At 61.7% G+C, this 26,772-nt stretch carries 19 protein-coding genes; 8 read left to right on the top strand and 11 right to left on the bottom strand.

The genetic code is table 11. The features are described from left to right. Positions 1-3 precede the first annotated feature (3 nt). From JJ896_15170 to JJ896_15205, 8 genes are read right to left on the bottom strand one after another with little or no spacing between them, the layout of a single operon-like run. The gene (locus JJ896_15170) at positions 4-1,158 is read right to left on the bottom strand and encodes an ABC transporter permease (GenBank protein MBO6780994.1); all 1,155 of its coding nucleotides are present in this window, start codon (positions 1,156-1,158) and stop codon (positions 4-6) included. Further along, on the bottom strand, positions 1,155-2,066 hold the full coding sequence (locus JJ896_15175) for an ABC transporter permease subunit (protein MBO6780995.1): 912 nt from the start codon (positions 2,064-2,066) through the stop codon (positions 1,155-1,157). Before JJ896_15175 ends, JJ896_15170 begins: the two co-directional genes overlap by 4 nt. Before the next feature lie 8 nt (positions 2,067-2,074). Next, positions 2,075-3,673, bottom strand: coding sequence for an ABC transporter substrate-binding protein (locus JJ896_15180; GenBank protein ID MBO6780996.1), 1,599 nt, complete (start codon positions 3,671-3,673; stop codon positions 2,075-2,077). Between the two features lie 3 nt (positions 3,674-3,676). Continuing rightward, positions 3,677-4,804, bottom strand: a complete 1,128-nt coding sequence (locus JJ896_15185; GenBank protein ID MBO6780997.1) for a hypothetical protein — start codon at positions 4,802-4,804, stop codon at positions 3,677-3,679. Beyond that, on the bottom strand, positions 4,801-6,633 hold the full coding sequence (locus JJ896_15190; protein MBO6780998.1) for a hypothetical protein: 1,833 nt from the start codon (positions 6,631-6,633) through the stop codon (positions 4,801-4,803). The genes JJ896_15185 and JJ896_15190 overlap by 4 nt, the downstream gene beginning before the upstream one ends. 3 nt (positions 6,634-6,636) lie before the next feature. Next, positions 6,637-8,415 (bottom strand): PD40 domain-containing protein, encoded by a 1,779-nt coding sequence (locus JJ896_15195; GenBank protein ID MBO6780999.1) that lies wholly within the window; start codon positions 8,413-8,415, stop codon positions 6,637-6,639. Between the two features lie 17 nt (positions 8,416-8,432). Further along, positions 8,433-9,554: a hypothetical protein gene (locus JJ896_15200; protein MBO6781000.1), complete on the bottom strand. Its 1,122-nt coding sequence runs from the start codon at positions 9,552-9,554 to the stop codon at positions 8,433-8,435. Then, positions 9,547-9,999 (bottom strand): hypothetical protein, encoded by a 453-nt coding sequence (locus tag JJ896_15205; GenBank protein MBO6781001.1) that lies wholly within the window; start codon positions 9,997-9,999, stop codon positions 9,547-9,549. The genes JJ896_15200 and JJ896_15205 overlap by 8 nt, the downstream gene beginning before the upstream one ends. Before the next feature lie 192 nt (positions 10,000-10,191). On the opposite strand from JJ896_15205, the gene JJ896_15210 reads away from it, so the two are divergent. The 5 genes from JJ896_15210 (at position 10,192) to JJ896_15230 (ending at position 17,059) form a co-directional block, all read left to right on the top strand. Next, positions 10,192-12,171: an FHA domain-containing protein gene (locus JJ896_15210; GenBank protein MBO6781002.1), complete on the top strand. Its 1,980-nt coding sequence runs from the start codon at positions 10,192-10,194 to the stop codon at positions 12,169-12,171. Beyond that, entirely contained in the window at positions 12,168-12,875 is a 708-nt protein-coding gene (locus tag JJ896_15215; GenBank protein ID MBO6781003.1) for a TonB family protein, read from the top strand. The genes JJ896_15210 and JJ896_15215 overlap by 4 nt, the downstream gene beginning before the upstream one ends. 6 nt (positions 12,876-12,881) lie before the next feature. Then, a complete protein-coding gene (locus JJ896_15220) occupies positions 12,882-14,216 on the top strand; it encodes a serine/threonine-protein phosphatase (GenBank protein ID MBO6781004.1) in 1,335 nt (444 codons plus the stop codon). Further along, positions 14,213-16,210, top strand: coding sequence for a serine/threonine protein kinase (locus JJ896_15225; GenBank protein MBO6781005.1), 1,998 nt, complete (start codon positions 14,213-14,215; stop codon positions 16,208-16,210). The genes JJ896_15220 and JJ896_15225 overlap by 4 nt, the downstream gene beginning before the upstream one ends. 339 nt (positions 16,211-16,549) lie before the next feature. After that, positions 16,550-17,059: a hypothetical protein gene (locus JJ896_15230; protein ID MBO6781006.1), complete on the top strand. Its 510-nt coding sequence runs from the start codon at positions 16,550-16,552 to the stop codon at positions 17,057-17,059. On the opposite strand, the gene JJ896_15235 is transcribed toward JJ896_15230, so the two are convergent. Next, complete coding sequence (locus JJ896_15235; protein MBO6781007.1) at positions 17,056-18,381, bottom strand: nucleotide sugar dehydrogenase; 1,326 nt, start codon at positions 18,379-18,381, stop codon at positions 17,056-17,058. The two genes, JJ896_15230 and JJ896_15235, sit on opposite strands and share 4 nt — an antisense overlap. A 151-nt stretch (positions 18,382-18,532) precedes the next feature. On the opposite strand from JJ896_15235, the gene JJ896_15240 reads away from it, so the two are divergent. The 3 genes from JJ896_15240 to JJ896_15250 are packed head-to-tail and all read left to right on the top strand — an operon-like array spanning position 18,533 to position 23,519. Further along, a complete protein-coding gene (locus JJ896_15240) occupies positions 18,533-18,985 on the top strand; it encodes a hypothetical protein (GenBank protein ID MBO6781008.1) in 453 nt (150 codons plus the stop codon). A gap of 18 nt (positions 18,986-19,003) precedes the next feature. Continuing rightward, on the top strand, positions 19,004-21,760 hold the full coding sequence (locus JJ896_15245) for an SLBB domain-containing protein (GenBank protein ID MBO6781009.1): 2,757 nt from the start codon (positions 19,004-19,006) through the stop codon (positions 21,758-21,760). Between the two features lie 10 nt (positions 21,761-21,770). Then, on the top strand, positions 21,771-23,519 hold the full coding sequence (locus JJ896_15250; protein MBO6781010.1) for an SLC13 family permease: 1,749 nt from the start codon (positions 21,771-21,773) through the stop codon (positions 23,517-23,519). A gap of 10 nt (positions 23,520-23,529) precedes the next feature. Here the strand turns inward: JJ896_15250 and cysN are convergent, their stop codons facing one another. Both cysN and cysD read right to left on the bottom strand, forming a co-directional pair. Further along, the gene (gene cysN, locus JJ896_15255) at positions 23,530-25,413 is read right to left on the bottom strand and encodes a sulfate adenylyltransferase subunit CysN (GenBank protein ID MBO6781011.1); all 1,884 of its coding nucleotides are present in this window, start codon (positions 25,411-25,413) and stop codon (positions 23,530-23,532) included. Between the two features lies 1 nt (position 25,414). After that, positions 25,415-26,311, bottom strand: a complete 897-nt coding sequence (gene cysD, locus JJ896_15260; GenBank protein ID MBO6781012.1) for a sulfate adenylyltransferase subunit CysD — start codon at positions 26,309-26,311, stop codon at positions 25,415-25,417. Positions 26,312-26,772: the final 461 nt, after the last annotated feature.

Consider the following 26,772-nt stretch of genomic DNA (forward strand, 5'->3'; position numbering starts at 1 on the left):
TGGTTACCCCTCTGTCTCTGTGGTGCGGGCCAGATAGTTCAAGGCGCCCACCGTCGCCAGCACCACGGAGATCGCTGCAGCGAACCCCCAGAACTCACCCGATGGGATGCGTTCGCGCGAGTCAAGAAGCAGAGTGCCCCAACTGACGTCCGGCGCCTGAATGCCGATGCGCAGGTAGCTGAGGGTAACCTCCAGCACCACGGCGAATGAAAACACGCCGAGTGACGCAGCGGTGATCTGCCTCACGAGGTTGAAGCGAACGATGTCGCTGGCCACGATCGCGAAGGGAGACTCTCCGAGTTCACGAGCTGCTTCGACCCAATCTCTTGAAGCCAATTCGGCCACCAGTTGCCTCGTCGCGGCCGCAACCCTTGGCGCCATGACAACGCCACCCATCACCGCGATCCAGATCAACTGAAATCCTGAGATGACGGCTACCACGAAGAACGCGACGAGTATCGGAACCGACTCTACGGCGTTGCTGAACCAGTCAAAGACACGACCCGTGCGTTCGAAGTAGCCCGCAACCGAGCCTCCGAGCACACCCAGCACCATGGCAACCAGCGTAAACAGGGCTGCATAGCTCATCGCCCAGAACCCCCCTATCCGCACAATAGACAGGACCGATCGTCCAAGGCGATCCGTTCCAAGCAGGTAATTCCGGTCAGCCCCAACCAGGGTAAACGCGAGTAGCTCTGGCTGGGGGCCCCGCCTGGCGAGAACGCGGACCATGTGTCGTCCGCGCGAAACCTGCTGACCCGGCCATCTGAGCACACCGGCCTGCAGCGTCATTCCGGGCGGTCCTTCGACCAGACAGGCATCCTGATCGGCTTCTGCAAGCACCGCCTGGTAGACTCTCCCTTCAACGGCAACGCGGTTGGGGATGCGCAGGGCAGGTGCCGAGGGGATCGTTTCCAGTGCATCCGCGGAGCAGGAGCTGCCGCCGCGCGAGCCGAACAAGCCGCCACTGGAGACCTCGGCGTGAGCCCGCTTGGTGTGGTCCGCTCCCAGCCAGGTCTGAAGCAGTCTGGACGAAGGTGGTACGTTGGCCAGGCTGAGATCACTTGACGGCTGGCGCTCCCCGACACACGAAGCGACGAGCATGGCTGTCAGCCACACGACCGCGGTGAGTTTGCCGTATGACCGTGATTTCGTCACATCCCTACCGGCTGCCGCAGTCGGGGGTCGGAGGCCCACGCCACGACCTCTGCCAGAATTCTCCCGACCAGCACGACGCTGATGAAGACGAGTGAGATCGCAATGACCAGCTCCACCTCCACGACGGAGCCGGCGATTCCCTGATAGACGGCCTGCGCCAGGCCGGAGAGATTGAACACGAACTCCACCACAATGGCGCCACCAAGCAGATAAGACAGGTTGCCGGCAAGACTCGTGGTCACCGGGCCTGCCAGCCCCAGAGCCAGGTGTGGCCAAACCGGTGATTTTCGGGCCCGGAGGGCCTCGACGAATCGAATCTCCCTGATCCGGCGGGTTCTGCCGGAAACCGTGCTCATGAAGTCCGCCATGCGGGAATCCCCCAGCGCCAGAGCCACGGTCGGAAAGAGATAGGCGACTGCGGCCGCTGTGCCACCTTCTCGAAGCGCGAAGCCGGTCACCGGCTCGTCAATTACCCACAACCCCGCTGCCGACAGGAGCAGCGCGGTGATCAGCGTCGGGGTGCCCGAGACCAGATTCAGCACACCGGCGAGTCGATCCGCTGCACCACCACTCCACCCTGCAAGGATGGCGATGGGCAGGCCAAGGAGGAACCAGATTCCGAGGGCCCCAAGCACCAGCCAGGAGGACCGGCTCGCCTTGTAGCCGACAAGCGTCCATATCGGGGCGCCCTCGGCATACGTCGTACCGAACTCCCATCGGACCACCGTAGCCAGATTCTCCGCGAATCGCTGGCCTACGCTGGAGTCTCGGGATCGCGCATCGGGACCCGTACCGTCGGACGATCGATACGGGTCGGTCGGGATCAGCGCCAGCAACGCCGCAACCATGACGAAGGCGAGCAGCGCGACGGCGACCGAACGAGCTATTGCGACTAGCAGCGGCTTCACGTTGGCGCCTACCGCAGGAAACTCCAGTCGCTGATGTAGGAAAAGAAGTAGAAGGGGTGCAGCGCGGTGGCCACCAGGGTGTTCTTTACGGCAGCCATTTGCTCGACCTGATACAGAAAGAGATAGGGCTGATCAATCGCTAGTTCGTACTGGAGCGCCTGGGATGCCTGACGAGCTTCCTCCGGGGTCGGCGCGCTGGCAATTCTGTCCAGTTGCTCGTCCACAATGCGATCTCCGTATCCCCCGACGTTGGAGTCCCCGCGGCTGGCATCGCTGTGGAACAGGTAGGTCATCTCATACGAGGGATCGAAGGACCACTCCACCCAGATGATGTCGAAATCACGGGTCTCATGCAGGGTAGCCTGATAGTCGGATCGAATCCGGGGCTCGATCAGTATCTCGATGCCGATGCGCTCCATATAGCCCTTGAAGGCCGTGGCGACTGCCTGCATGGTCGTTTCGGTGCCGGCGTCTTCAATGACGGTCACCAGCCTGAAAGACAGGCGCTCCCCGCTGGGCGATTCCCTGATCTTGTCGCCGTTCCTGTCTGAGTACCCGGCTGCAGCCAGTTCCCGTCTGGCCATCAGGTGGTTGTAGGACAGTCTCGGCAACCCGGCCGCGTAGTCGGGGTGACCGGTCACCACCGGACCGTCCAGGACTTGGCCCAACCCGGCGTAGAAGTTGTCCAGAATCTCCTGCCGGTTCGTGCCAAGCGCCATCGCGCGGCGAATCGGAAGATCCGCGAGCAGCGGGTTTCTGAAGTTGTACGCAAAGGCGTGGAACGAGTACGCCTCGTACACTTTCGTGACAAAGTTGCCGTTGTCCTCGAAGATGGGGATCTGACTATGCGGAATCCGGACCACCAGGTCCAGGTTGCCACTGGATGCATAGTTGACCATGGTCGACTCGTCGCTGATGCGGAGCAGTTCAACCCGATCGATATTGGGTGCTCCCTTCCAGTACCCTTGATTGGCCGCGAAGCGGATGTAGTTGTCGTAGAGATTGATCTCGTCCAGCTGGTAGGGCCCCAAACCAACGGGCTCCTCGTCGAGCGACTTGCCGCCGGCGGATTCGGTCTGCATCCCCGATGCGTTGAAGCGATGTGCAGGCAGCATGGGGAACTCCAGCAGCGCAAGGACCGCTTCTGCCTCCCGGCGTTCGCGGAGGTGGAGCACAACGGTCCGGGGGGCTGGAGTACTTACACTCTCCACGTACCTGGAAGACACCTGGCGCGCGTAGCTTGCCCCCCGTGCGTTCTTGGCATACTCGAGCGTGAACGCCACATCCGCCGACGTAAACGGAGTGCCATCCGACCAGGCTGCCTCTACGAGCCCGAGCGTGATGGAAGAGGTCGGGCCTGACTTGGGCTCCCAGTCCTGGATCAGGCGCAGAAACGGCTGTTTGAAGTCATGGTCGTAGATGGCGAGTCCTTCGTGAATCAGGCTGAACACACGCTGCTGTGCCGCCGTTGAGCGCTTGCCCGAATAGGGATCCATCCCGGGGATCGACGTGCTCTCGGCGTAGCGAAGGGTGGTTTGTGCCGCCGAAGGGAGTGCCAGCACGAATGCCAGAAGCCAGCAGGAAGAGAGGAATGTGCGTACAGTCATGACTCAGTTGTTTACCACAGGTCCCTGGCGCTTCTCAGGGCTCGCTATGAACTGGGAAAGCTCCAGCGCGCTCATGGCGGGGGCGAACACTTCCTGGGCGGAGACCAATTGATCTAGCGCGAACCGGTGGGCCTCCATGGAGCCGGAGCGTTGTTGCGTGGCGAGGAGTTGCCGTGCGGACGCGGCAACCAGTCGAGAGGAAAGCCCGACTCGACCGGAACGAAAGAGCCTGTCGAGATCGAGGGCCGTGGCGTATTCCGGGCGGTTGATTCTGAGCACCGCGCGCAGAAAGAACTCTGTCGTGCTGTCCATGGAGCGCACCTGATTCAGCATCGGCGCGACCAGGCCGCGCACCTGGTCGGTATCGCCCAACAGGCTCGCCGCGACGTAGGAGGCGATGGCCCGCTCTTCTCGTGTGCTCGGTTGCCCGAAATTCAGAGAAGGGTTCGTCGCACCACGCGCTGCGATGCCGTCGGCGACGAGCCGCTCCAGGGCTGTACCCGGCGACGCCGTCACCGCCTGTTCGCCAGACTCGAAAGTGGCAAGCAGGCCCATCAACCTGACTTCGGGCCGAGAACTGTCTCTTGAATACGTCGCGGCCAGACGCAGGTCGATGGCGCCTGCAATGCGCAGGGCCGGCGCCGAGTAATAGCGCAGCTGGAAGCGGCCGTTGGAGGCAGCCACCTCTTCTGCCATGAACGAGTGGCCTCCCAGATCACCGATGGGGTCCGAATCGAGCCCGAAGAGCCCGGACATCCTGGCGCACAGCCGCTCCGCAAGCGCATCCGGACTTCCCGAGCATATGTCCGTGACAGAGGCCCGCCCCAGACGATTCTGATAGCCACGGGGGCGGTCCGCACGGCGATCCCAGTTGCCGTCCTGCACCCATTCGGCGTAGGTCTCGCCGTTACGGGTCACGATCTCAGCGAGGTCCAGGAAGGCGAAGCCCCTCAGGAAGTGTACGCGCGTCAGGACATCCGGGTTTGCCCCCTGAGCGTATGCCGCCTCAACAGCCTCAAACAGCCGGCCCTCGGAAGCCAGTTGCTCGGGAGTCTGTGCGCCGGCCGGCCTGTGAGAGGCGATCAGCGTGCAGAGCAGTAGCGCCGAGGTCAACCCTGATCGGTACCTCATTGGGCAACCCTCTCAAACTCCTGACGCCGGGCTCCTTCCCAGTTGCGGAGGACTTCGCCTTTGCTGCCCACCGACAGCACCCGGAAGGACTCGCTCGTAGCTTGCTCCAGCGCCACTTCCAGCCCTTCAGTAATGAAGTCCGGTAGCTCGATCTCCTCCCCTGCCGGTGCCAGGAAGTACCGTTTCAGAGAGCGGTCGTTTTCGTCCCCGTCCATATCGGTAACCTCAAGAACAAGGATCAGCTCACCCAGGGCGAGATCGCTCGAGATGGTTTTGCCGGAGAACCGTCTGTCCGAACTCGCGAAAAGGTCGATGTTTGCTGAGGCGTCCAGATAGGACAACGTGTATTGCACGAAGGCCGTATCAGGGGTCGTGGCAGCGTTCTCGGCAATCACCGTCAGCGTGTACTCCCCACCGCGAAGCAGGCGGTCTGAGACGTTGACCTGCGAGGTTGCCTCCGGCTCAGCCTGAACATCCCCTGACACCAGACGGAGATCGTCCGGCACAGGACCGAATACCTCGTGAGGCACATCATGCTCGAACGTGAGACTGGTCAGATGCCGGCCCTGGAGCAGCGTGTCCCTCGAGGACGCCTCCATGACCATAAGCTCACTTGCATTGTTGAGCGAAAGGGTCCACCGATGCCTTGCCGCCGCTTCGTCCCCTGTTATACCGAACATGGGGCTCTCGGCAAACGTCTCCGAGTCGATGGATACTTCGGGCTGCCGGGCCGCGGGGACGGACGAAAACGACTGACCCTCAGCGCCGGATGACGCCGAGTCCAGCACGGCCTCCATGTGGAGGACTTCGGCAATGACCTCCCAGGTGCGCGCGCCTTCCGAGCTGTCGAAGCCCGAGCAGCGACCCTCACCGTCGACCAGGTCCTGACTGGTGAGAACGCAGGCCTGCGAATCGTCTACCAACACCCGGAATCGATCATAGTCCCTCGGCTCACGGGTCGTATAGTCGACCTGGAACACCAGCTCCTCCGCTCCTTCTGTAAACACGACCGGGTCGTCGGATGTCGGGCTGGTTGCCTGGACCGCAGTCGCTGGAAAGAGGACCTCCAGGGTGTCGCTTGCGACCAGGGCACCCAGTCTGTTGCCTAACAGAATTTCGGGGGCGGAGTCATCGAAGCCCTCGAATTGGCTGTTGGCCAGGGCCCGGTGCAGCTGAATGGTACTCTCATTTTCGGGAGTGACCGACCAGATGAACACGCCATCGTTCCCGGAAAAATCGGCCGAGAAGGCGGGTTCCGTCACCACCTCGTCATCGACGAGCGATCCGACAGCGATGTGCCACGCGTGTGTCTGTGCGTCACTGGACCAGGAGAATTCGATGTCTCCTGCCAGGGCAACGTCACCGGAGCGTGGCGTCAGAAGCTCTACTGCATCCGGCAGGCTCGGGAGCAGTTGAATGTCTGCGGTGACCAGCGTGCCGGCCCCTCCACCCGCTTCGCCGACCTCGATCTCAACGGTGCGAGTTGACTCTTCCGTCTGGAGGTCATCCGTGGCCGACAGGGTCACCACGTCCCGATTGGCGGACACCTGGGCGGTGACCCCGGATTCCGCGGTAACGGCGACGATGACTGCCGAGTCCACGTTTGCCACAAGATCCGCTGCGTTGAATGTGATGGTTTTGGCATGGAAGCCGGCCACCAGCCACAAGTCGTTGTCCAGCGGCGGAAGCGGCCTGGGTTGCTCGGCGACAATCTGACTACGAAGCGCATCCACATCGTCCGGTGGAGCACCTACGGTGTCGCATCCGAGCCCGGACACCGTCCAGAGCGTCAGGCACAGGATGCCGATGAGCAGACGTGCATGCTGCATGGTTCAGTCCCTCCGTCCAAGCTTGAGATTGACGCCCAATCCAGCGTTATAGCGGTCTCCACCCAGGGGCATGATGGTTGGAAACACCCGCAATGAAGCGCCGGATGGCCTTCCTGCGCCGATGCCCGCGTCCACCGCACTGGCCAACCAGGCGGAGGCGGTCAGCGCCAGCAGAAGCTTGCCCTGACTTCTCTTTGAGGAATACGAATCGTAGTCCGCCTGAATCTCTTCAAAGCGGGCTTCCAGGGTGGCACCCCGACATCTTCCCGCCGGGCATTCGTTTACGGCACTTGCCAGCGCCGCTTCATAGTCGTCTCCGAAACTCTGCGCCTGACTGAATGCGCCGGCCGCGCCGAGGGCTCCGACACCTACCGCGGCCCGGTACATCCAGGCACGGCGCCGCTGACCTTTATACGCCTGACCCTGGCCCGGAATGAGCAGGGAGCGCGTCACGGCAGCCCCGGCGTTGTAGTCGTCTCGGGTTTCCACGCAGGCGGGTACGGCCGCGCCCCGCGGGCCCTCGCGCACTTCCAGACGCATGCGTGAACCTTGCTGGGAGGCGAACGCAAATCGTAGCACGCCACATGCGGATGCGGTGAGCTCCTGGTTGTTGACCGTGCGAAACGTGCCGGAGAGGTCTTCCTCGTACGAATCACCGGCGCCCCCCATCCACTGCTCAATCCAGCGCAGCCGGGCCGGGTAGTCGGCCGCCTCGTCCTTTTCAACGTAGAGGATGCCGGTCCTTCCGCCGGTCGCGATCCACTGTGGGCCCATGCGCTCATTCGGAAGCACTCCGCGAGCGATGCGCCTTCCGCTGGCCCCCACCAGCAGTTGCCCCCTCGACACCTGGCGTGTGCCGGAGTAGTAGAGCACCTGCGCGACTGCGACGTCCTGCAGCGTGCGTTCGGCCTGCTCCTGGACGGCCTCCGAGGAGGTATAGAAGGCCAGGAACCTCCCGTCGGGAGACCAGGAAGGCTTGTATCGGTCAAAGCCTTCCAGCTCAATCGCAGCAATCTCGATCGGGTCCGCCCGATCTCCCCGGAGGGCCGCTCCGACATCAATCACCGAAACGGCGAACACGCCCCTCACCCGATGCTGGTAAGCCAGAGACTGGCCTCCCGGGGAGAACGTGGGGCCGAGTTCCGGCTCCTCGGGCGTCCATGTCAGTCGTTCGACCGGGACTGGCTCCAGGTCTGTGGAGGTGGCCTCTGCGAGGCTGAAGAGATCCTCGAGATCCTGAATCGCGAACAGGTCCTCTCCCCCTTCCCTCAGTTGGCCGCGAAACACCAAGAGCTCCCCATCCTCGGTCCAGGTCGGCTCGCGCACCTGAATCAGGTCCAGAGGTACTGGAATCGCTGAGGAGACCTGATCGCCGTCCATCCGGGCGAGGAGAAGCTCAAAGCCTCCTCCCCGCTCACCGGAAACGTACACAAACCATTGGGAACCGTCCCGGGAGAGCGTCGGACGCCAGGCCAGTTCGCCCCGGTAACCCGGGTCGGCCTCCGAGCAGTCCCGCTCTTCAAACAGACCGCCGCAGTCCTGTGCGCCGGACCATCGTTCGTCAAGTTCGACGACGTGCACGCTGCCCGAGCGTTCGTTTCGGATCCCGATCACGCGGGTCCGCTCGCGCTGCCGCTCGAACGCGATGATGTCCGGGTTGGACGGACTGAACTTGGGGCTGGCGATGAGCCCTCCTTCGCTACCGGATTGCGCCACGGCGTCGTGGGCAAGCCCAACCATCAGGACCGCCATCGTGAGCCAACCGGTGATTCGAAAGGCCATGTATGTGGGTGCGTGTTTCATAGCTGGCGAAGCTTCTCTTCGATGCTTTGAATGCGTTCAGGAACCGACGCCGCGGCTGCGGTCAGATCTGCGGGAGCCGGCTGCTGCGGAGGAAATCGGGCAACCAGCGCCTCGAAGTCCCTCAGTTCTCTGGCGGCTCGAATGAGATGCGAGCGGGCCGCATTGTTGTTGTTGACGTCGATGGCTCGATCGGCGCGGATCTGGAAGGCACGTCCCTGGAAGTAGGACGCCCAGGCCTTGTAGACCGCCTTCCTGTCGTCGGGGAAAGTGCCCGAGTACCGAATCATGTTGTCCGCGGTCGCAGCGAGCTCATCGGCCATTCGGCGGCTTTCCAGAACCACTCCCAGGTTGTAGAGCGCGCGCCCGTTTCGGGGATCGGCCTCAAGCACGGTTCTGAATGCCGTCGTGGCGTCTTCCAGGTTCTGGGACTGAAAGAAGCCTATGCCACCGTCGATCAGGCCCTCCAGGCACTCCGCGACCGACAGGCCGGCCGCATCCGCGCAGTTGGTGGTCTGGGCAAAGGCGACGGCACCCCCATGCTGCCGTTCCTCTCCAGCCTGAACCGTAATCGGAATCTCACCGTCCAGACTTTGCGATCCGGTGGTGGCAGTCCAGGAGTATTGCCCCTCATTCAACTGAACACAGAGTTCCCCGTCTCCGCGCCTGACTGAAGTGGGCTCCACCTCGTCATTTGTCGCATTAAAGAAGCGAAACGACTCCACGGTGGTCTCAAAACAGTACCACCCGCTGCGTTCTCCGCAGACCGGGTTGTCACTGTTTGCGCAGTCAATGGGCTGCTCCGGTCCGCTTTCCTGAGGCTCGCCGGCGCCCGCGGGGCCTGGCGGTCTCGGCGGCAGAATCGTTACACCAGCCGTTCCTGGCGTGGGTGCTTCGCCACCTCCAACCACGATCGTTCCCTTTTCCTCGTAGGTCTCGGTGTCTTCCTGTTGGACCGGCCCAGGACCGGTTTCGGCATTCTCCTCGAAATCCAGGGGCTCGACTTGAGCGATACCCTCAGATCCCGGCGCGGGGTTGGGATCCGAGGTCTGTTGGCCGCCACAGCCCATGCCCAGCAGGCCGGCGAGCAGCGTCGCGAGGAATGAAGTACGGCTATTCATTGTTGACCGGGCGCACTCCCCGCCGGAGGATGGTCCCCATGCCGGACGCCGTCGTATCGAGTCCGGGTCTGAACTCGGCATGCCAGTTCAGTCGAATCACCATGGTGTCCAATGGAATCTGGTTGCGAGCCATGTCTACGAGAAAGACTCCGGTCTCTGCGCCGACCGTCTCCGCGGTTGCCCGGATCTCGTAGCTCTGCAGCGCTTCATTCGGCGGGTCTTCCAGGACGCGATAGACACCGAGCGAATCTGTGCGGCCGAGGATATACCGGGGCGTGGATTCGATAAGCACGTCCGGAATCGCCAACGCACTCGTGGTGTCCGGACCGAGCACAAGAATGTGAAAGGCCGCCCGAGGACCCATGACGAGGGGCTGGGGCGATGTAGCCGTCGATGCGCAGCCGGTCAGCACCGCGGCAAGTAGCGTCGGGAGAAGCGTTTTCATTCAGGGCTCTGCGGGGAAGGTTGGCGTGACCCGGATACACGTCTTCCTAGCATCTCACAGCACTTGCAGACGGCTGACCGGCATTTCCCGCAGAAAAAAGTTCGACGCCGTCTGCAGATGCGCGGAACTGGCAGGACCTGTTCACAAAGCGCTTCGCCAAGAAGGCCTCCCTAACGACCTGCCCTCACGACCATGGAGATTCAACTTGAAATCACCGGAGACTCCGGATCACGTAGAATTACCACCGATCAGTTTCCCTACCGCATCGGCCGAGATTCGCAAAACGACCTGATTTTGGAGGGAGCCACCCATGATCTGGTGAGCGCTCACCACGCCGAACTGCGGTCAGACGGCAAGCAGATCGTGCTTCACGACCTGCAGAGCACCAACGGCTCCTGGGTTGACGGGAAGCGCGTGCAGGGCTCAGCCGTGATTCGATCCGGCGCCAGCGTCGAATTGGGCAAACGGGGCGGTACAACCATAACCGTGCGTATTCCGGGAGCCACGGATGCTACGCGGATTGCCGCCCAGCCGACGGTGATCGCGACTTCGGCCGCAGACGAGCTTCTGCTGGACTTTTCCTCCGGCTCACTTCGCGGTCGCCAGACGACGATTGCCGGAGACGCTGTGTTGGGTAGGGATCCTTCCTGCGACGTCGTCTTCGATCCAAATCGCGATTCCGCCGCATCCGCACGCCACGCAGAGATTCGTGTCCGGGGAGGTCAGCACTGGATCCGCGATCTCGGAAGCACCAACGGCACCTTTGTCAACGGCCGACGAGTAGAAGAGAAACAACTCCGATCCGGGGATGTGATCGAGTTCGGCCAGGGCGGACCCACTGCGCGGGTGTCCTCCGGAGCGGCAAGCGCCGTTGCTGAAACAGTTGTTGCCAGTTCTCCGAGCGCGCGGGACGTCGGGGCCACCCGGGTCGCCGACCGCAACCCCAGCCGCCCCGACATCGGCTCCTCTCCGGGGCAGGGCACCATTCAGATGTGGATTGACCGGGCCGTCGAGCAAGCCAGGCAGAACCCGGCCACGGTCTTTTTTGAGCGGGTGGCCGATGAGGCCGCAGGTCGAAGCAAGAAGACGGCTCGCCTCTATTCGGTGAGTGTGTTCGGCGTGCTCCTGCTGGGTCTCGTGGCTGTTGCCGTCATCAACTGGAGGGGGCTGCAGGGGCTGGAAGCCCGTTTTGCGAGTCAGATCAGCGAGGTTCGGGGAGAGTTGGAACTCCAGGAGGGCATTCTCCAGAACAACGTGGACAACCTGACCGCCCGACTTGACGACGTCGCCGGAGGCATGGTGGACACGACGATGTTCCAGGAGGCACTGGAAGCCGAGCGCACGAGGTTGGCGGCTGTTCGAAGCCAGATCCGCAAGCTCAACGAGCAGGCCGCATCGGCAACACCGGAAGCCGCCGCTGCCGCAGCAGGTTTCCAGGCGGCCGCCCAAAGCGTCGAGGCGTCCCTCTTCATGCTGGCTGTGCGCCGGGGCGGTGAACTGATCCCAATGTGCACGGCCTTTGCGGTAGGATCGGATGGCACCCTCTTGACGAACGCGCATTGCGTGGAAGGCGCTTCGGGGCTACCGCTTGTCGCCGTTAAATCAGGCAGCCGACGAGGCAAGGAGTACGAGGTCTTCGCCTCCGAAATCCATCCCGCGTACAACCCCAATCGCGGCGGGGCTTTTGACCTGGCGCTGCTTCGACTGGAGACCCATGGCGACGCGTTCACGGCCATGGCTCTCGCATCCGCGGAGGAACTCGAGGGCATCGGCCCAGGCTACCAGATTGCCGTCTATGGCTTCCCGGGAGAGGTCATGAACCTGAATCGGCCCAATGCGACCTATTTGCCGGGAGCGGTGACCAGACTCTCCGCCGGCGGAACCACCATGCTGCACTCAGCCACCACCAGTCGTGGCACAAGTGGCGCACCGGTACTTAACGATCGAGGGCAACTGGTGGGTGTCAACTCCTTTGGAACCCCCTCCAGCCAGCGAGCCGAGGTTGTTGTTGCTCGGGATGAGTCGGGCGCCGTGATCATCGGTCCGGACATGCAGCCCGTGACCACCATGCGGAGGGCACCGGTCGCCGCAGCCTTTGGGGCCGTGCACGGCCGCTATGTGCGGGAATGGCTGCAGGGCAAAATAGCTGCGGGGGCACAGCAGGCCGAATGATCCGCTCCTCTTCAATTTCCTACGTCTGCGCGGCCCTCCTGGCGACTGCAGTGCTGGTCGCCGGCTGCGCCGGGCCCAAGAATTCCACCTCGGAGCAGAACAAGAACGACGACGCCTCCGAAGTGCCGTACGCGGTGCTCGCCTCCCACTACGCCGCAGGCCAGAATTTCGTGCGCTCAGCCAACTGTGACGCGGCCAGGCTCGAATTGCAGTGGGTCATGGAACGGGACGTCAACCTCCACTTCCTCAACGCGCTCCGGTTGTATGACCTGTGCTCCACCAGTCCCGAGTCACGGAGAGAGGTGGAGCGTGCGTTCTCGGTCGTCGGTGCGCGCATGGACTCCCTGAAGGGAGACACGGTGGGCATGGAGGCCGTGGTCCGCAGCTGGCGGGCCGACTTCGAGTATTCGGCCCGGACCGGCCAGCGCATTCAGGCTGAACTTGACCGCATCCCCCGGCTGAAGGGAGAGTTGCCTTCCCCTCGCCGGGTGGCGTCCGAAAGCGAATACTACCGGGGCCGTGTTCTCGTCACCGCGCTGATCGATGCCACGGGTCTGCCGCTGCACGCCTTCATTTCGGAGACTTCCCTGCGGCACTCGTACGACAAGGCCGCTGTGGAGGTGATGCAGAAGATTGAATTCGAGCCGGCAGTGGCTGGCGGTACCCCCGTGCGTGAGTTCGTCACCATGCCTGTAGAGTTTTAAGCCGCCTTGCTGGAACTGGTTGTCTACACCCATGTGGGGCTTGTCCGCTCCGCCAACGAAGACGACTTCCTCCTGCTGTCCGGGCACACCTCCCTTACGCGTCGGCAGGGAGACGCGCTGACGTGGAACGTGCCGGTCGATGGCAGTGTGCAGGGCGTGTTCGACGGGATGGGAGGCATGGAGGCGGGCGACGTCGCGAGCGGGATTGCCGCCGGTGCCCTGGCCGATTATCTCCGTAGTTCCCGTCCGGATTTTGACTCGCCCGTGGCGTTCTGGAATCGCGCCATTGGACATGCTAACGCGTCCATCGTGCGAGAGGCCGACCGACGCGGCAAGGCTGGTCAGATGGGATGCACGGCAACCGTACTTGCCACCTCGCCGGCCAGGATGGTGGTCGCACACGTTGGGGACAGCCGCGCCTATCTGTATCGAGACGGACGGCTCGTGCGAATCAGCGAGGACCAGAGCCTGGTCCAGGAACTGGTCAACTCCGGTGAACTGACCGAAGAAGAAGCAGAGCGCCACCCCCAGCGCAGCGTCATCCTGCAGGCTCTCGGTGTGCAACCAACCATCACGCCGCAGATCTGTAGCTGGGCGCCAGCTACGGGAGACCTGTTGCTGATATGCAGTGACGGACTATCAAGCCTGGTTGGGGATGCGGTGCTACAGAGTATCCTCGCCGGCTCTCAGGACCTGGCCGGGACCGGGCAGCGCCTGATCGATGAGGCGATCCGGCGTGGTGGGACTGACAACGTGACGATCGTGCTGGCCCGGGTGCCAACGGTCCCTGCAGCCGAGCCCACCGGCGCCATTCAAACGCTACAAGCCTTTCGCACGGAGAAGAACACGCGGAAGCGGTCCGGCGCGCGGGCCCTGACGGTATTCACTGCCGTCGCCGCACTTGTCCTCGTGGCCGTGATTGCCCTGCTTCCCCGGTACCCGGAGGCGACGGAACCCATCGGGCCCACCGCCAGAGACCTGGCCTGGAGAGACCTCCAGGACCGGGCGGTGAACCTGGCGACTGAAGGTGAGGAGGTACTTCTCACGGCGGCCATGGTACCCGACTCGGCGCTGCGCTCCGCAAGGCCCTGGATCACTCACCTGGACTCGTTTCAGGCCTCTGCGGTCACGGATTCACTGGTGGACGGGCAACGCCACCTCCTGTCGGGTGAGCGCGCGCTTGCCGCGCACCGGGTGGCGGTGGACTCCGCCCTCAGCGTCCTGTATGCCCCGCCCGATGCGGACTCGCTCACCGTGGCAGACACCACAGGGATCACCCTGTCGCCGACTGACGCTCCCGTGAATCCGGTACCAGACTCGTTGGAGGCCTCCCTGCAGTGAAGCCCGGTGATCTGGTCAAAGGGAAGTACGAGCTGCTTGAGCTCGTCGGGAAAGGCGGCATGGGCCTTGTCTTCAGGGTCCGGTGCCTTGAGGGAGCGGATACACTGCCAGAAGGTCTCGCGCCTGGCGACGAATGTGCGCTCAAGGTGGTGCATCAACACTTGTTGGTGGAGGACGACTTTGTAAAGCGGTTCGCCCGCGAAGCGCGGAACTCGCTGAAAATCCAGGGTCACCCCGGAATCGTCTCGGTCTACGAATACGATCAGACGGACGATGGCTCGCCGTACCTGGTGATGGAATTTGTGCGTGGTCGCACGTTGGCCGAGGTGCTGGAGGCCCATCCGAAGGGGGTCGACCTACAGACCGGGTACCGCATCGTGCGAGGCCTGGCGTTTGCCCTCGCTCACATGCACGGTGCCAAGAATGACCGGGGTGCTCCCGCCCCCGTCGTTCACCGAGACCTGAAGCCCGGCAACGTGGTGCTGACCGACGAGGGCGAAGTCAAATTGCTGGACTTCGGTATCGCCAAGTCTGACGGCACCAAGCTGAGCCGGACCGGACTGGTGGTGGGCACACCGGCCTACATGTCTCCCGAGCAGTGGCGGGGGGAAGTCCTGGATGGGCGCTCGGATCAATACGCGCTCGGATTGCTCGCCTTCGCGCTCCTGACGGGCGAGGTCGCGTTTCAGTCCGAGACCGCGACCGGTTACATGCATCAGCATCTCTCCGGGCCTATTCCGGATGCTCGACGCAGGCGCCGTGGCATCACGAGGAAGGCGTCCAAGGCCATCACACGAGCCCTTGCAAAAAAGCGGGACTCCCGGTATCCGTCTTGCTCCGCATTCGCGCTGGAGTTCCCTGCCGAGCGGGCTCCAAGGTCGAAACCAAGACCAGCTGTTGCGCCGGAGGCGAGCCCCAAGAGCCCCGTCCCGAAAACGGTTGTATCCGGCGGTCAGGCTGATGCCGGCTCGCCGGGACGCGTGCCTGGGTGGATATCGGTTCCTGCGGGCCTGCTTGCGGTCCTGGTCGTCACCCTGGGCATCGTCTACTACGGAAGCTGGGCTGGGGAAGCCACCGTCGAGGCGCCTCCACCCGTATCTCCGGATATCCAGTCCGCCACCCTGACGCCGCCGCCCCCTGCCATGGGCGCTCTGGCTCTTCAGGCCGACACGCCGGTCCGGGTCATCATTTCAGACTCTCTCACGGTTGGCGTCTCTCCCGGCTCCTCGGCGCGCAGCAACTTGCGTCCGGGGTCCTATCGCATCAGAATTCAGTCTACGCGACAGCGATCGGTAAGCGTGGTGCAGGTCGTGAACGTGGAAGCGGGCGTGCTGCAAACCCTGGACATTCGGCTGGCGGGCCAGGTGGAGGCGGCCCGGCAGAACGCGCGATTGGCCAGTGCCTGGAGTTCTTTTTCTGAGGGCGCCCGGGCGACGGCGCAGTCGACCACGACGTCGACTCCCGTTTCGCTGTTGCTCTGGGACAACTTCGCCGAGGATTCAGGGACCTGGGAATTCGCGGCCGGAGGCACCCTGCAAGAGGGGCGCCTGGTTCTGGAGGCCGATCGCGCCGCAGCGTACGTGCCCACAGGCATCACCCATCGGAACTTTGCGATACGTTTCACGCTGGCGCACCTCGGGGGCACGGCCAGCGGCGGCGCCGGGGTTTCGTTCGGATTCCGGCAGTGGGGTCGGGACCAGCACTTCGTGCTTCTCGATGCCTACGAGCGGCGTGCAGTGCGAATCGGCACGATTGCCGACACCTGGATATCCGCCCTCCCCTGGACGTCCAGCCCCGTCATCACCAGAGATGTCAACGTGGTGGAGCTCATCGTCTCCCGCGGCGAAGCCGAAGTCCTGGTGAATGGGCGGAGCATCGGCAGGGCCTCCCTGCCCAGCGCAACGGCGGGCTCCGTGGTTGCGCTCATGGTTGGTGGCGGACCCGCCACGTACGCGTTTGACGATGTAGTGGCTGTGGGGCTTGGCGACGGGTAGGGTCGGTGGGGCGCTTGGGGGGCGGTTCTGTGCACGGGTCGGCTTCGCACGCTGCTTTTCGTCGCCCCTGACGACTCTACCATGCGCACCATAGACGGCCCGGCTCGCGGCGCGGCGCACGTGCAATTTGAGACCGATTAGGCCGCAATCTATCGCATTCGTGACGCCATTCGAGGACGAGGGGGTCGACTACACCATGGTGCGCGAGAATCGTGAGCATATCGTGCCGCGGATTGTGGGGAGTCGATGGAGTCTGAGGCGGTCGCGGAGTCCGGCGAAGAATATGACCCTGCGTCGTTCGACCCCTAGACGTTTGACGACTACGCCGGGCGGTACGCGCTGGATGGCGCCCCGCCCTTTGTGCTGACGCTCACGCGCGATGGCGACCAGTTCCTTGCCCAGGCCACCGGCCAGCAGCAGTTTGAGATCTTTGCCACGTCAGACTCGACGTTCAAGCTGACCGTGGTGGAGGCGTCAATGACCTTTCATCGGGACGCGGACGGGTCCGTGAATCGGGTGACGCTGCACCAGAGCGATCAGCCGGCTACGCGCATCGTCGAGGAGGGCGATGGGCCCTGGGAGCCTTCGGAGGCGGAGCTTCTCGCGTACGAGGGGCGGTACTTCTCGGCGGAGATTGAGGCGTTCTGTGCCGTCACCGTGGAGGACGGGGCGCTTATGATGAAGCACCGGCGGAGCGGGCCGTTCAAGCTGACGGCCGGGGAGCGGGATGCGTTTTCCACCGGGACGCTGTTGGGGCAGGTTGAGTTTGTTCGGGATCGTGGGGGGAGTGTTGTGGCGTTTTATGCTGGTAATGGAAGGACTCGGGATGTGCGGTTTGAGCGGCGTTAGGCGCGGTAGACGCCTTTTCGGGATTCGATAGCGGCGCGGGTATCCACCACACACCCAACCGTCTCTACCAACCGCTCATGCTCCACATCCGAGTGCTTGGTTAGCACAACAGCCATATCAAAGCCCCGAAGCGTCTCGTCATCCCAACTCACCGACTCCTCCCCTTCCCACTCCGGATGCTCGCGCGTCCGGGGAATGACGGGAATAAGCGGGTCGTAATACGACACCTCAGCCCCGTACGCCCGCAGCTTCTCCATCACAACCAGCGTCGGCGTCTCGCGCATGTCGTCCACGTTGGGCTTGTAGGCCAACCCCACGCACAGAACCCGAGCGCCGCGGAGCGCTTTGCCCTGGTCATTGAGCGCCTCCATGCACCGACGGACCACGTAGTCCGGCATTGCCGTGTTGATCTCTCCTGCCAGCTCAATGAACCGGGTATTCAGACCGAACTCCCGCGCCTTCCAGGTGAGGTAGAACGGGTCGATTGGAATGCAGTGTCCTCCAAGTCCCGGGCCAGGATAGAACGGCATGAAGCCAAACGGCTTGGTCTTGGCAGCTTCGATCACCTCGTAGATGTCGATGCCCATCGAATGGAAAACCACCTTCAGTTCATTGACCAGCGCGATGTTGACGCTGCGGAAGATGTTCTCGACCAACTTGACGGCCTCGGCCGTGGGCGTGTCCGAGACGGGCACAACTTGGGAGATGACCTTGCTGTAGAGCAGGACGGCCAGGTCAAGCGCTTCCTTTCCTTCGGCACCAACCACCTTCGGGATGGTGGCCGTCTCAAAATTGGGGTTGCCCGGGTCCTCGCGCTCCGGGCTGTAGGCCACGAAGAAGTCTTCGCCGGACTTCAGGCCGCTGAGGCGTTCGCATTCTCGGACAATGATCTCACGCGTAGTGCCGGGATAGGTGGTGGACTCCAGGATGACCATTTGCCCCTTGCGCAGGTGCGGGCCGATCGTAGCTACGGTGCCCTCCACGTAAGACATGTCCGGCTCGCGGTGTTCATCGAGCGGGGTCGGCACGCAGAGGAGAAGGACGTCAGCCTCCGGGATACGGGAGAAATCCGTAGTGGCGTCAAAGCGATCGGAGCGGGCGAGGCTGGCGATGCGGTCTTCCGTGAAATGACGAATATAGGTCTTTCCAGCCTTTAGAAGTCGGGGCTTCTCTGCATCCACGTCGAATCCGAGCACAGGGAAGCCACGCTCATGAAACGTCCAAATCAGCGGCAAGCCGACGTATCCAAGTCCTACGACTCCGATTCGGGCGCTTTTTTGAGATAGTCCTGAATCGAGACCGTCTACTGCAGAATTACTCACGATAGAGGAACAGCTATTGATCAACACTCGGCCCGAATATACTGGCCTCCTTGGCCTTGCCTTGTCGCGCTTTCTGTGGAGAAGTCTCCCCACTCGCTTATCTTCCGGCCCCACTTTCTCGATCCCTGCCATCTTCCCGAGAATCCTGATTTTGACGGGTCTGCTGTGCGTGTGCGTCATCGACGCGCGTGCTCAGATGCGCGTCGACGGTTCGCTGTTTGCGCAGCGGTTTGAATCGCGGCCAGTGTATGGCCCGGGAGCTGGCTTCCACTTCTCGTTTTTCAACTACGCTCTCGAACTTGTCGCATCCGGCGGGTACTACCACACCCCGGCCGATGAGACAGAGTCGTGGAATGTGCGCGTAGACTGGCGGGTCAATCTGCCGACTGGTATTTCGCCCATCAGACCGTACGTCGGGGGCGGCGTTGACCGCACTATTGATGACGGGATCAGGACCACATCGGGAGTAGCCGTGGCGGGCTTCTATCTCCGACTTGGAGACCGTATCCATCCCTTCGGCGAAGCCTGGTACCGGGCAGCCCCTCAATTGGAAGACTTTCGATTCCGGGCCGGCCTTCGCTTTCAGTTTCTACCACCTTATTGATTCGTGATACCTGACTTCATGAAGCCAGGACTGCTTCTTTCTTTTTTTTTGTTGGCTGTGGCGGCTCCGGTTGCAGCTCAGAACGTGCCGCCCGCGATTCAGCAGGAGCTGAACCGTCGAAACATGACGGAGGCTGAGGCGCGGGCGATGGCGCAGCAGTTGGGCGTAAACCTCAACGATCCCGTGCAGGCCGCCCAGCGGGCGCGGGAGTTGGGCGTGCCCGAGCCCACGATCCAGGAAATGTTGCGGGCGGTACGCTCGGGCGATGAGGGCGCCGTGGCGTCGACCGCGTTGCCTGGTGTGCGTACCGTTGACCCCTCGACCCCTGCTACCACCGTCGATGCGATAGCGACAGATGAAACCACGCGGCAGGCCACCGAGGCCGCTCAACTGCGCGACGTGGCTGAGGCGGAAACAACCACGGTTGTGGAAGAGGCGGCGGTCGAGGAGGACCTCGCATTCTTCGGCTACAGTCTCTTTGACGGCATTCCCGATGCTTTCCAGCCATCGGCCGTGGGGCCTGTCGATGACGCCTATCTCATCGGCCCAGGGGACGAACTTCGACTCACTGTCTGGGGGGCGGCAGAGTTTGCGCACGAACTTACCGTAGATGCCGAAGGCCGTATTTTCGTGCCAAACGTGGGCCAATTTCTGGCAGCTGGTCGACGAATTGATCGGCTACGCACAGATCTTCAGCGCTTCCTGTCGCGCAGTTATTCAGGGCTGACCAGCAGCCCTCCAACTGTGTTTATGGACCTCAGCGTCGCCCGACTGCGTCCCGTACAGGTATACGTTCTCGGTGAAGTATCCAGGCCGGGTGGCTACACCGTAAGCCCGAACGCGACGGCGTTCAACGTGCTGTACAGCACAGGTGGCCCGCTCACCAGAGGATCCTTGCGAGAGATCCGAATTGTACGAGCGGGACGAAGGATCGGCACGCTTGACCTGTACAACTATTTGCTGTCGGGATACGAGCGCAATCCGGTCCGTCTGCAGACGAATGACTTTGTGTTCGTGCCATCCCGCGGCAAGACTGTCGCCATATCGGGGGCCGTGAGGCGACCAGCAGTTTTTGAACTGAAGGGAACTGAGGACTTTACGGCGCTGCTCGAATTTGCGGGGGGCCTGCTTCCCGACGCCTATGGCAAGCGATTTCAAATCGAACGGATTGTGCCTCTCTCTGAACGGACTGACCCCTCTATCGCCCGAGAAATCATAGACCTGCCGCTCGCAGAGACTGTTGGCGGTGAGGTGGCCGTGACGCTGGAAGACGGTGATGTGGTGCGGATCAGTGCAATCACTGATCGACTCGACAACGCGGTGACAATTCAGGGCGAGGTATTTCAGCCGGGTCGCTACCAGCTATCCAACGAACTTGTCACTATTAGGGATCTGATAGGGGCGGCGGACGGACTAACCGAAATAGCCCATCGGCAGGAAGCGTCCCTGGTCAGATTGGATGGAGAGTTCAACGAAGAACTCTATGTGGTGGACCTTGAGGAAGCAATCGCGGACAACCCGTTGCACAACCTGCCGCTTAGGGAGCGGGACGTGCTAACAGTTCGTTCCCGATTAGCGGTTCAGCAGACGGGCACAATCGAGGTGGATGGGCAAGTACGGAATCCAGGCCCGCAGCCGTTCCGGGATCGCATGACGCTGCAGGATGCCCTCTACGCAGCCGGTGGTTTGCAGGATAGTCTGTTTGTACGCGATGTGTTTCTGCCTCGGGCCGACCTGTTTCGCAGGGAGGGTAATCGAGCTCGACCCGTTGTAGTTCCTTTTAACCTCGCCGCCGTCCTCGACGGTCGGGATGAGGCATCCTTGCGTTTGATTCCCGGAGATCGGATTCGAGTTTACCCAAGATCCGTTGAACGACTCTCTGCTGGAACGGTACAGGTGTCCGGCGCCGTGAACGCCCCCGGTACCATCACCTTTGTGGACGGGCTAACTGTCGAGGATGCTATTCTCCAGTCGGGTGGTTTTTCGCAATACGCGTACTTGCAGAGCGTCCGGGTTGCCCGACCGGACCCGTCAGGCGCCCAATTGGCTCGCGTGTTCGAGGTCGGCCTTGACGGAGTCTCTCGTGACGAAAACGGACAAGTCGATCCCGCCCGCCTCGCCGCCCTCCTAAATCGGCGCTCGTTCATCCTGCAGCCGGGGGACCAGGTTTCAGTCGTACTGGACCCTAATTACCGAGCGTTGCAAACTGTATCCATTTCTGGAGAAGTCCACTTTCCGGGGACTTACGCCGTAGAAACCGACCACGAGACAATCGGATCGATCGTCGACAAGGCCGGAGGGGTGCTGACGACGGGGTATCTGGGCGGGTCGTCTCTGGTTCGAAACGGACTACCGGTGATCGTTGACATCGAGAAAGCCCTTCTGTCGTCGAGGCAGGACATGCAGGTGCTTCCAGGCGACGTCATCTCTGTGCCGCGAAAGCCGAACACAGTTCAGGTCGCCGGCAATGTGAATAACCCCGGGCTTATTCGATTTGCGCCCGGAAGAAGAGTCAAATACTACCTGGACCGGGCTGGCTCAGAAGCGAGAGAGACAGAAGCGGTATTCTTGACCCAAGCGGATGGGGCGACATACCGACTGCGTCGCGGATTATTTCCGCAAAACCCGGTGGTCACTGATGGCGCCGTGATAAGCGTGTCTCGAAAACAGGACGTGCCTAGTGAGGAGAGGACGGACGTTGGGCAGATCATTACGGAGACCATATCCGTTCTTTCCGCTGCGCTGACGGCGATCGTGTTGGCATCCCGCCTGTAACCCTAGTAGGATGACCTGGCAGGGCTGGTATGTTCTGGCGGTATTGGGGTGTCTGGTTGGAGTCCTCGCCGGAAACAGGTGCAGACCCGACATCAGTTTTGTCGCTGGTCTCGGGGCGTTGCTTGCAGCCGGCCTAGTCGAGCCCGCCGCTGCGTTTTCGGGCTTCTCCAGTCCCGCGGTTGTCGCGCTGGCATCGCTGTTTGTTGTAGCGGCTGCCGTCGAAAGGTCGCCGGCAATCAGCGCAATCGACACGGTAGCGCTCTCTCGAAGTGCATCTCTGACGATGTCGCTTGCTAGGCTAATGGCAGGAGTGGCTGCACTAAGCGCAGCAATGAATAACACTCCGATCGTTGCCATGCTGATGCCAAGGGTTCAGCGTTGGTGCAAGGACCGGGGTTTCAGCGCATCACAGGTTCTCATTCCACTGTCATACGCCGCCATCGCCGGTGGGATGGTAACTCTGATCGGGACATCTACAAACGTAGTGGTCTCCGAGGTATCGATTGATCTCGGCGGCCCTGCTCTTGGACTTCTTGATTTCACTTGGGTTGGGCTGCCGGTAGTTCTCTTTTTGCTCCTGTTTTTTGTGATAGGCGGCTGGCGCCTCCTGCCGCGCCACGATGCAGACATGATAGATGACGGCCTTGGCGACTGCCTGTTCGAGCTTGCCGTTGATGGCCCTTCCATCGCCGGCAGGTCCGTTGAAGCCGCGGACCTACGTGATCTAGGACGGGCTTTTCTCGCTCATATTCGGAGGAACGAAACGGTGATTCCCGCGAGCCCGTCAACCCTGCTAAAGGATGGAGATGTCCTTAGTTTTGTCGGGCCAATGGAGTTGCTGAATGTGCTCCTGAGGCGGGATGGGCTTTCTCGGCCAATCGCAATGCCCACCACGGTGGCTGACCTCCCCCTGTTTGAGGCCGTGGTCGCGGAGAACTCCGTTCTGGCGGGCTCGACCCTCCGGTCGACCAAGTTTAGGGACCGCTATGGCGGAGTAGTGCTGGCTGTCCACCGGCGAGATGTGGTCGTGAGCGAGTCGCTCGGTCGACTGCGATTAATGGCCGGAGACCTGCTAATTGTGGAAGCAGATAGTGGGTTTTCTAGGCGCGCAAACGCCGATCGTAGCGACTTTCACCTTGTTGCCCGTCGCGACCAGCCTGCTCCTGCTGCCGACACCAACTGGGTTGGGCCTGCTCTCTTGATTGCCATGGTTGTTTGTGTGGCCACTGGAGCCCTCCCTCTGGTGACCGCTTCGTTCTTGACCGCGATTGGAGCGATCGCCATGGGCGGCGTTTCGCTCCGACGAGCTAGAGAAAGCGTCGACCTTTCGGTGCTCTTGATTATTGGTTCAGCGCTTGGGATTGGTCGGGCGATCGTAGATACCGGGCTCTCGGAGAATCTCACCAGCTTGCTACTAGCCTTAGGAGGATCCCTCGACGCGGTCTGGGGACTCGCGCTGCTCTACGTGTCGGCGAACGTGCTCACCGAGCTAATTACCCACAAGGCCTCCGCCGTCCTCATGGTGCCAGTGGCGCTGGACTTGGCAGACCGACTTGGAATCGCAGAGGAGGCCGCTCTCTTAACCGTCGCCGCGGCTGCCGCAGCCAGTTTCCTCACGCCGGTTGGATACCAGACGAATACCATGGTTCTCTCTGCCGGAAACTACCGCTTCGCGGACTTTCTTCGGGTAGGATTTCCGACCAGTCTGCTCGTCATGGCTGTTGCACTTACCATGATAAAGCTACGATTCCTCGGTTGAGAGCAGCGGGTTAACCCACAATGATGATGCCGGATTCCGACAGTAGTTGCATTATAGACTCGACGCTGCCCGACACCGCCGTGACGGTAGAGTCCAGTCTCATTTCCGGCTTCTCGGGCCTCTCGTAGGGAGCCGTGACTCCGGTCATCTCGAGTATTTCTCCCCTCTCCGCCTTCGCATAGAGGCCCTTGGGGTCGCGCTTCTTGGCAACCTCCACGGGACAGTCCACATGGACCTCGAAAAACCGTCCGACTGGTACCAGTCCTCTCGCTCGGTCCCGATCCTCTGCATAGGGTGAGATGAAAGTGCAGATCACTACCGAGCCTTGTTCGAAAAAGAGCCGCGCGACCTCCCCGACCCGGCGGATGTTTTCGCGCCGCTCGTCGGGACTAAACCCGAGGTCTCCGTTGAGACCGTGCCGAATTTGATCGCCGTCCAGGAGCATGGTCTTCACGCCGCTATCGAAGAGAACGCGCTCCAACTTGCGGCCTATCGATGACTTGCCTGACCCAGAAAGGCCGGTCAACCACACTACCGCTCCAGAGTGCTTCTGCAGAGACTCCCGCTCCTCGCGCGGGATGTTTAGCGGTTCCCAGACCACACCCGGCGAGACGCTCCGCTTTCCTCTCGACGGAAGCCGCTCTATGGATCCGCGAATCATCCCAGCCGCTACTGTGGCGAAGGTGTGGGGATGGATCAGGACAAAACTACCAGTTATGCGATTCTTGGCGTAGGTGTCCCAGCATACCGGCCGGCTGACCAACAGCTGAACCCTCCCGATTTCGTTGAGCCCAAGGAATTCCGCTTCCTGCCGATGCATCGTATCTACATCGACTTGGTAAACCACCTCCTTGACGAATGCGGTGGCCTCGCGAGTCGTGTGCATCAGGATGTAAGGCATAGTTGGATCTAGTGGCGCCTCGCTCATCCAGCACATCATGGCATCAAATCGATCCGAAACGGTCGGCAAATTGCGCCGTCGGACAATCATGTCGCCGCGGGACACGTCGATTTCATCTTCCAGGCAGAGAACGACGGATTCTCCAGTGTCCGCCTCAGCCAATTCGCCCTCAAATCGGTCAATTCGACTGATACGGCTGACTTGTCCGCTTGGCAATACAGCCACCTCTTCCCCCAAGGCGACCGAGCCCGATTCCACACGACCCGCAAACCCTCGATAGTCCTGGTGAGGTCGGATCACATACTGCACCGGAAACCGGAAATCGACCGCGTTTCGCGCCGCCCCGACGTTTACGGTTTCTAGGTGATGCAGCAGCGTCGAACCGTCATACCACGGCATGTTGTCCCCGTGGTCCACGACATTGTCGCCGTGCAAGGCACTCATCGGGATGTACGTGATGTCGCCCACATTGAGCTGTCGGGCAAAGTCGCGATAGTCGCTCTGAATCCGGTCGAAGACCTGCCGGTCGTAGGCGACCAGGTCCATCTTGTTGATCGCGACGACAACGTGAGGGATGCGAAGTAGGCTAGCGATGAAGCCGTGACGTCTGGACTGCGTCAGGACACCCTTTCGCGCATCGATGAGCACAATTGCCAATTCGGCCGTCGAGGCGCCCGTCACCATGTTGCGGGTGTACTGAACGTGGCCCGGCGTGTCGGCGATGATGAACTTGCGGCGCGGCGTCGCAAAGTAGCGGTAGGCCACATCAATGGTGATGTTTTGCTCGCGCTCAGCGCGGAGCCCGTCGGTCAGAAGCGCAAGGTTCACGTAGCTCTCGCCCCGCCGTCGGCTCGTCTCTTCCACCGCTTCCAGTTGGTCCTGAAAGATGCTCTTGGTGTCGTACAGGAGTCTGCCGATTAGCGTACTCTTGCCGTCGTCTACACTGCCCGCCGTTGAAAACCTCAGCAGGTCCATCGCCTCATAAGTGCTCATCCTAGAAGTATCCCTGCTTTTTCCGGTCCTCCATTGCGGCCTCTGATCGCTTGTCGTCACTCCGACCTCCCCTCTCCGCAATGCGCGCAGCGGCGACCTCCTGTATGATCTCCTCCAGCGTAGAAGCGGTCGACTCCCAAACGCCGGTACAGGTGATATCTCCGATCGTGCGACATCGAACCCGGCGAACATCGGACCGCTCGTCGCTCAGCACTTGGTTGTGGGCTCCTACTGCCAGTAGGACGCCGTCTCTTTCGACAACCTCCCGTCGATGGGAGAAATACAGATCAGGAAGTCGCACATCGTCGTGAGCGATGTACTGCCAGATATCCATTTCGGTCCAGTTGGAGAGCGGAAACACCCGGAAATGCTCTCCGGAGGCCTTTCGACCATTGAACAAATTCCAAATTTCCGGTCGTTGATTCTTTGGGTCCCACTGACCAAACGCATCCCGGTGGCTGAAGAAACGCTCCTTGGCACGAGCCTTTTCTTCGTCCCTGCGCCCCCCGCCGAACGCGACGTCGACCTTCAGCTCCCTAAGGGCATCCAGCAGCGTGACCGTTTGCAGCGCATTCCTGCTCGGGTTCGGCCCCGATTCCTCCTGGGCCCTCCCCGCAATAATGGAATCCTCCACATACCTGACCAAGAGCTCGCAACCGACTTCACGCACGAGGTCATCCCTAAACTGGATAGTCTCCGGAAAGTTGTGGCCGGTGTCGATGTGTAGTAGGGGAAACGGAAACGGAGCCGGATGGAACGCTTTCTTAGCAAGATGGACCATCACGATTGAGTCCTTGCCGCCCGAGAAGAGGAGCACAGGGCGTTCGAACTGCCCCGCCACTTCCCGCATGACATGGATGGCTTCCGATTCAAGTTGAAAAATGTGGGACTTGGACATAGTCGGCGTTCGCTAAAGGTCGGAGGTTATCACAGTCGCAGCTGGGCGTTCCGTCATCCTCAGGGCCTCGCGGGGTATTCACCAGCGAGGCAATCGCTTTCGTCGAGCCGCCCTCCACCCGGCTCGGCTCAGCAAACTCTGTAAAGCCAACCTGGAGCGCGAGGGCATCGCGCGGACCTTCTAGTGCTGGCGACCAGGTGGACGGGCACCGGCCGTCAATGACGGAGAGGAAGATCGCGAGTCTCGGCTCCCAGGGATTGGTCGGAGAGGGTACGTCGTCGCGATCGATGCCTATTGGAGCCGCATTCGGCAGTTCTCGAGCTTCATTTCGTAGTCCCATCGAACGTTCTTGGAATCCTGGCTTGACTAACCTAGCGTTTATCCGCGCGGGTGCGGGTGCTTTCGGGGTGCGAAGGGTTTTCCGGTGCGTTCGGAGGTGCACCTTGGGAAGGAAAGACTCC

This window comes from Rhodothermales bacterium (assembly GCA_017643395.1).
Classification (GTDB): Bacteria; Bacteroidota; Rhodothermia; order Rhodothermales; family UBA10348; genus JABDJZ01.

Excerpts from the sequence above, each read along its gene's own strand:
- JJ896_15180 (MBO6780996.1), bottom strand. The coding sequence starts at position 3,673 with ATGACTGTACGCACATTCCTCTCTTCCTGCTGGCTTCTGGCATTCGTG.
- JJ896_15185 (MBO6780997.1), bottom strand. The coding sequence starts at position 4,804 with ATGAGGTACCGATCAGGGTTGACCTCGGCGCTACTGCTCTGCACGCTG.
- JJ896_15190 (MBO6780998.1), bottom strand. The coding sequence starts at position 6,633 with ATGCAGCATGCACGTCTGCTCATCGGCATCCTGTGCCTGACGCTCTGG.
- JJ896_15195 (MBO6780999.1), bottom strand. The coding sequence starts at position 8,415 with ATGGCCTTTCGAATCACCGGTTGGCTCACGATGGCGGTCCTGATGGTT.
- JJ896_15200 (MBO6781000.1), bottom strand. The coding sequence starts at position 9,554 with ATGAATAGCCGTACTTCATTCCTCGCGACGCTGCTCGCCGGCCTGCTG.
- JJ896_15205 (MBO6781001.1), bottom strand. The coding sequence starts at position 9,999 with ATGAAAACGCTTCTCCCGACGCTACTTGCCGCGGTGCTGACCGGCTGC.
- JJ896_15210 (MBO6781002.1), top strand. The coding sequence starts at position 10,192 with ATGGAGATTCAACTTGAAATCACCGGAGACTCCGGATCACGTAGAATT.
- JJ896_15215 (MBO6781003.1), top strand. The coding sequence starts at position 12,168 with ATGATCCGCTCCTCTTCAATTTCCTACGTCTGCGCGGCCCTCCTGGCG.
- JJ896_15245 (MBO6781009.1), top strand. The coding sequence starts at position 19,004 with ATGAAGCCAGGACTGCTTCTTTCTTTTTTTTTGTTGGCTGTGGCGGCT.
- JJ896_15250 (MBO6781010.1), top strand. The coding sequence starts at position 21,771 with ATGACCTGGCAGGGCTGGTATGTTCTGGCGGTATTGGGGTGTCTGGTT.
- cysN (MBO6781011.1), bottom strand. The coding sequence starts at position 25,413 with ATGAGCACTTATGAGGCGATGGACCTGCTGAGGTTTTCAACGGCGGGC.
- cysD (MBO6781012.1), bottom strand. The coding sequence starts at position 26,311 with ATGTCCAAGTCCCACATTTTTCAACTTGAATCGGAAGCCATCCATGTC.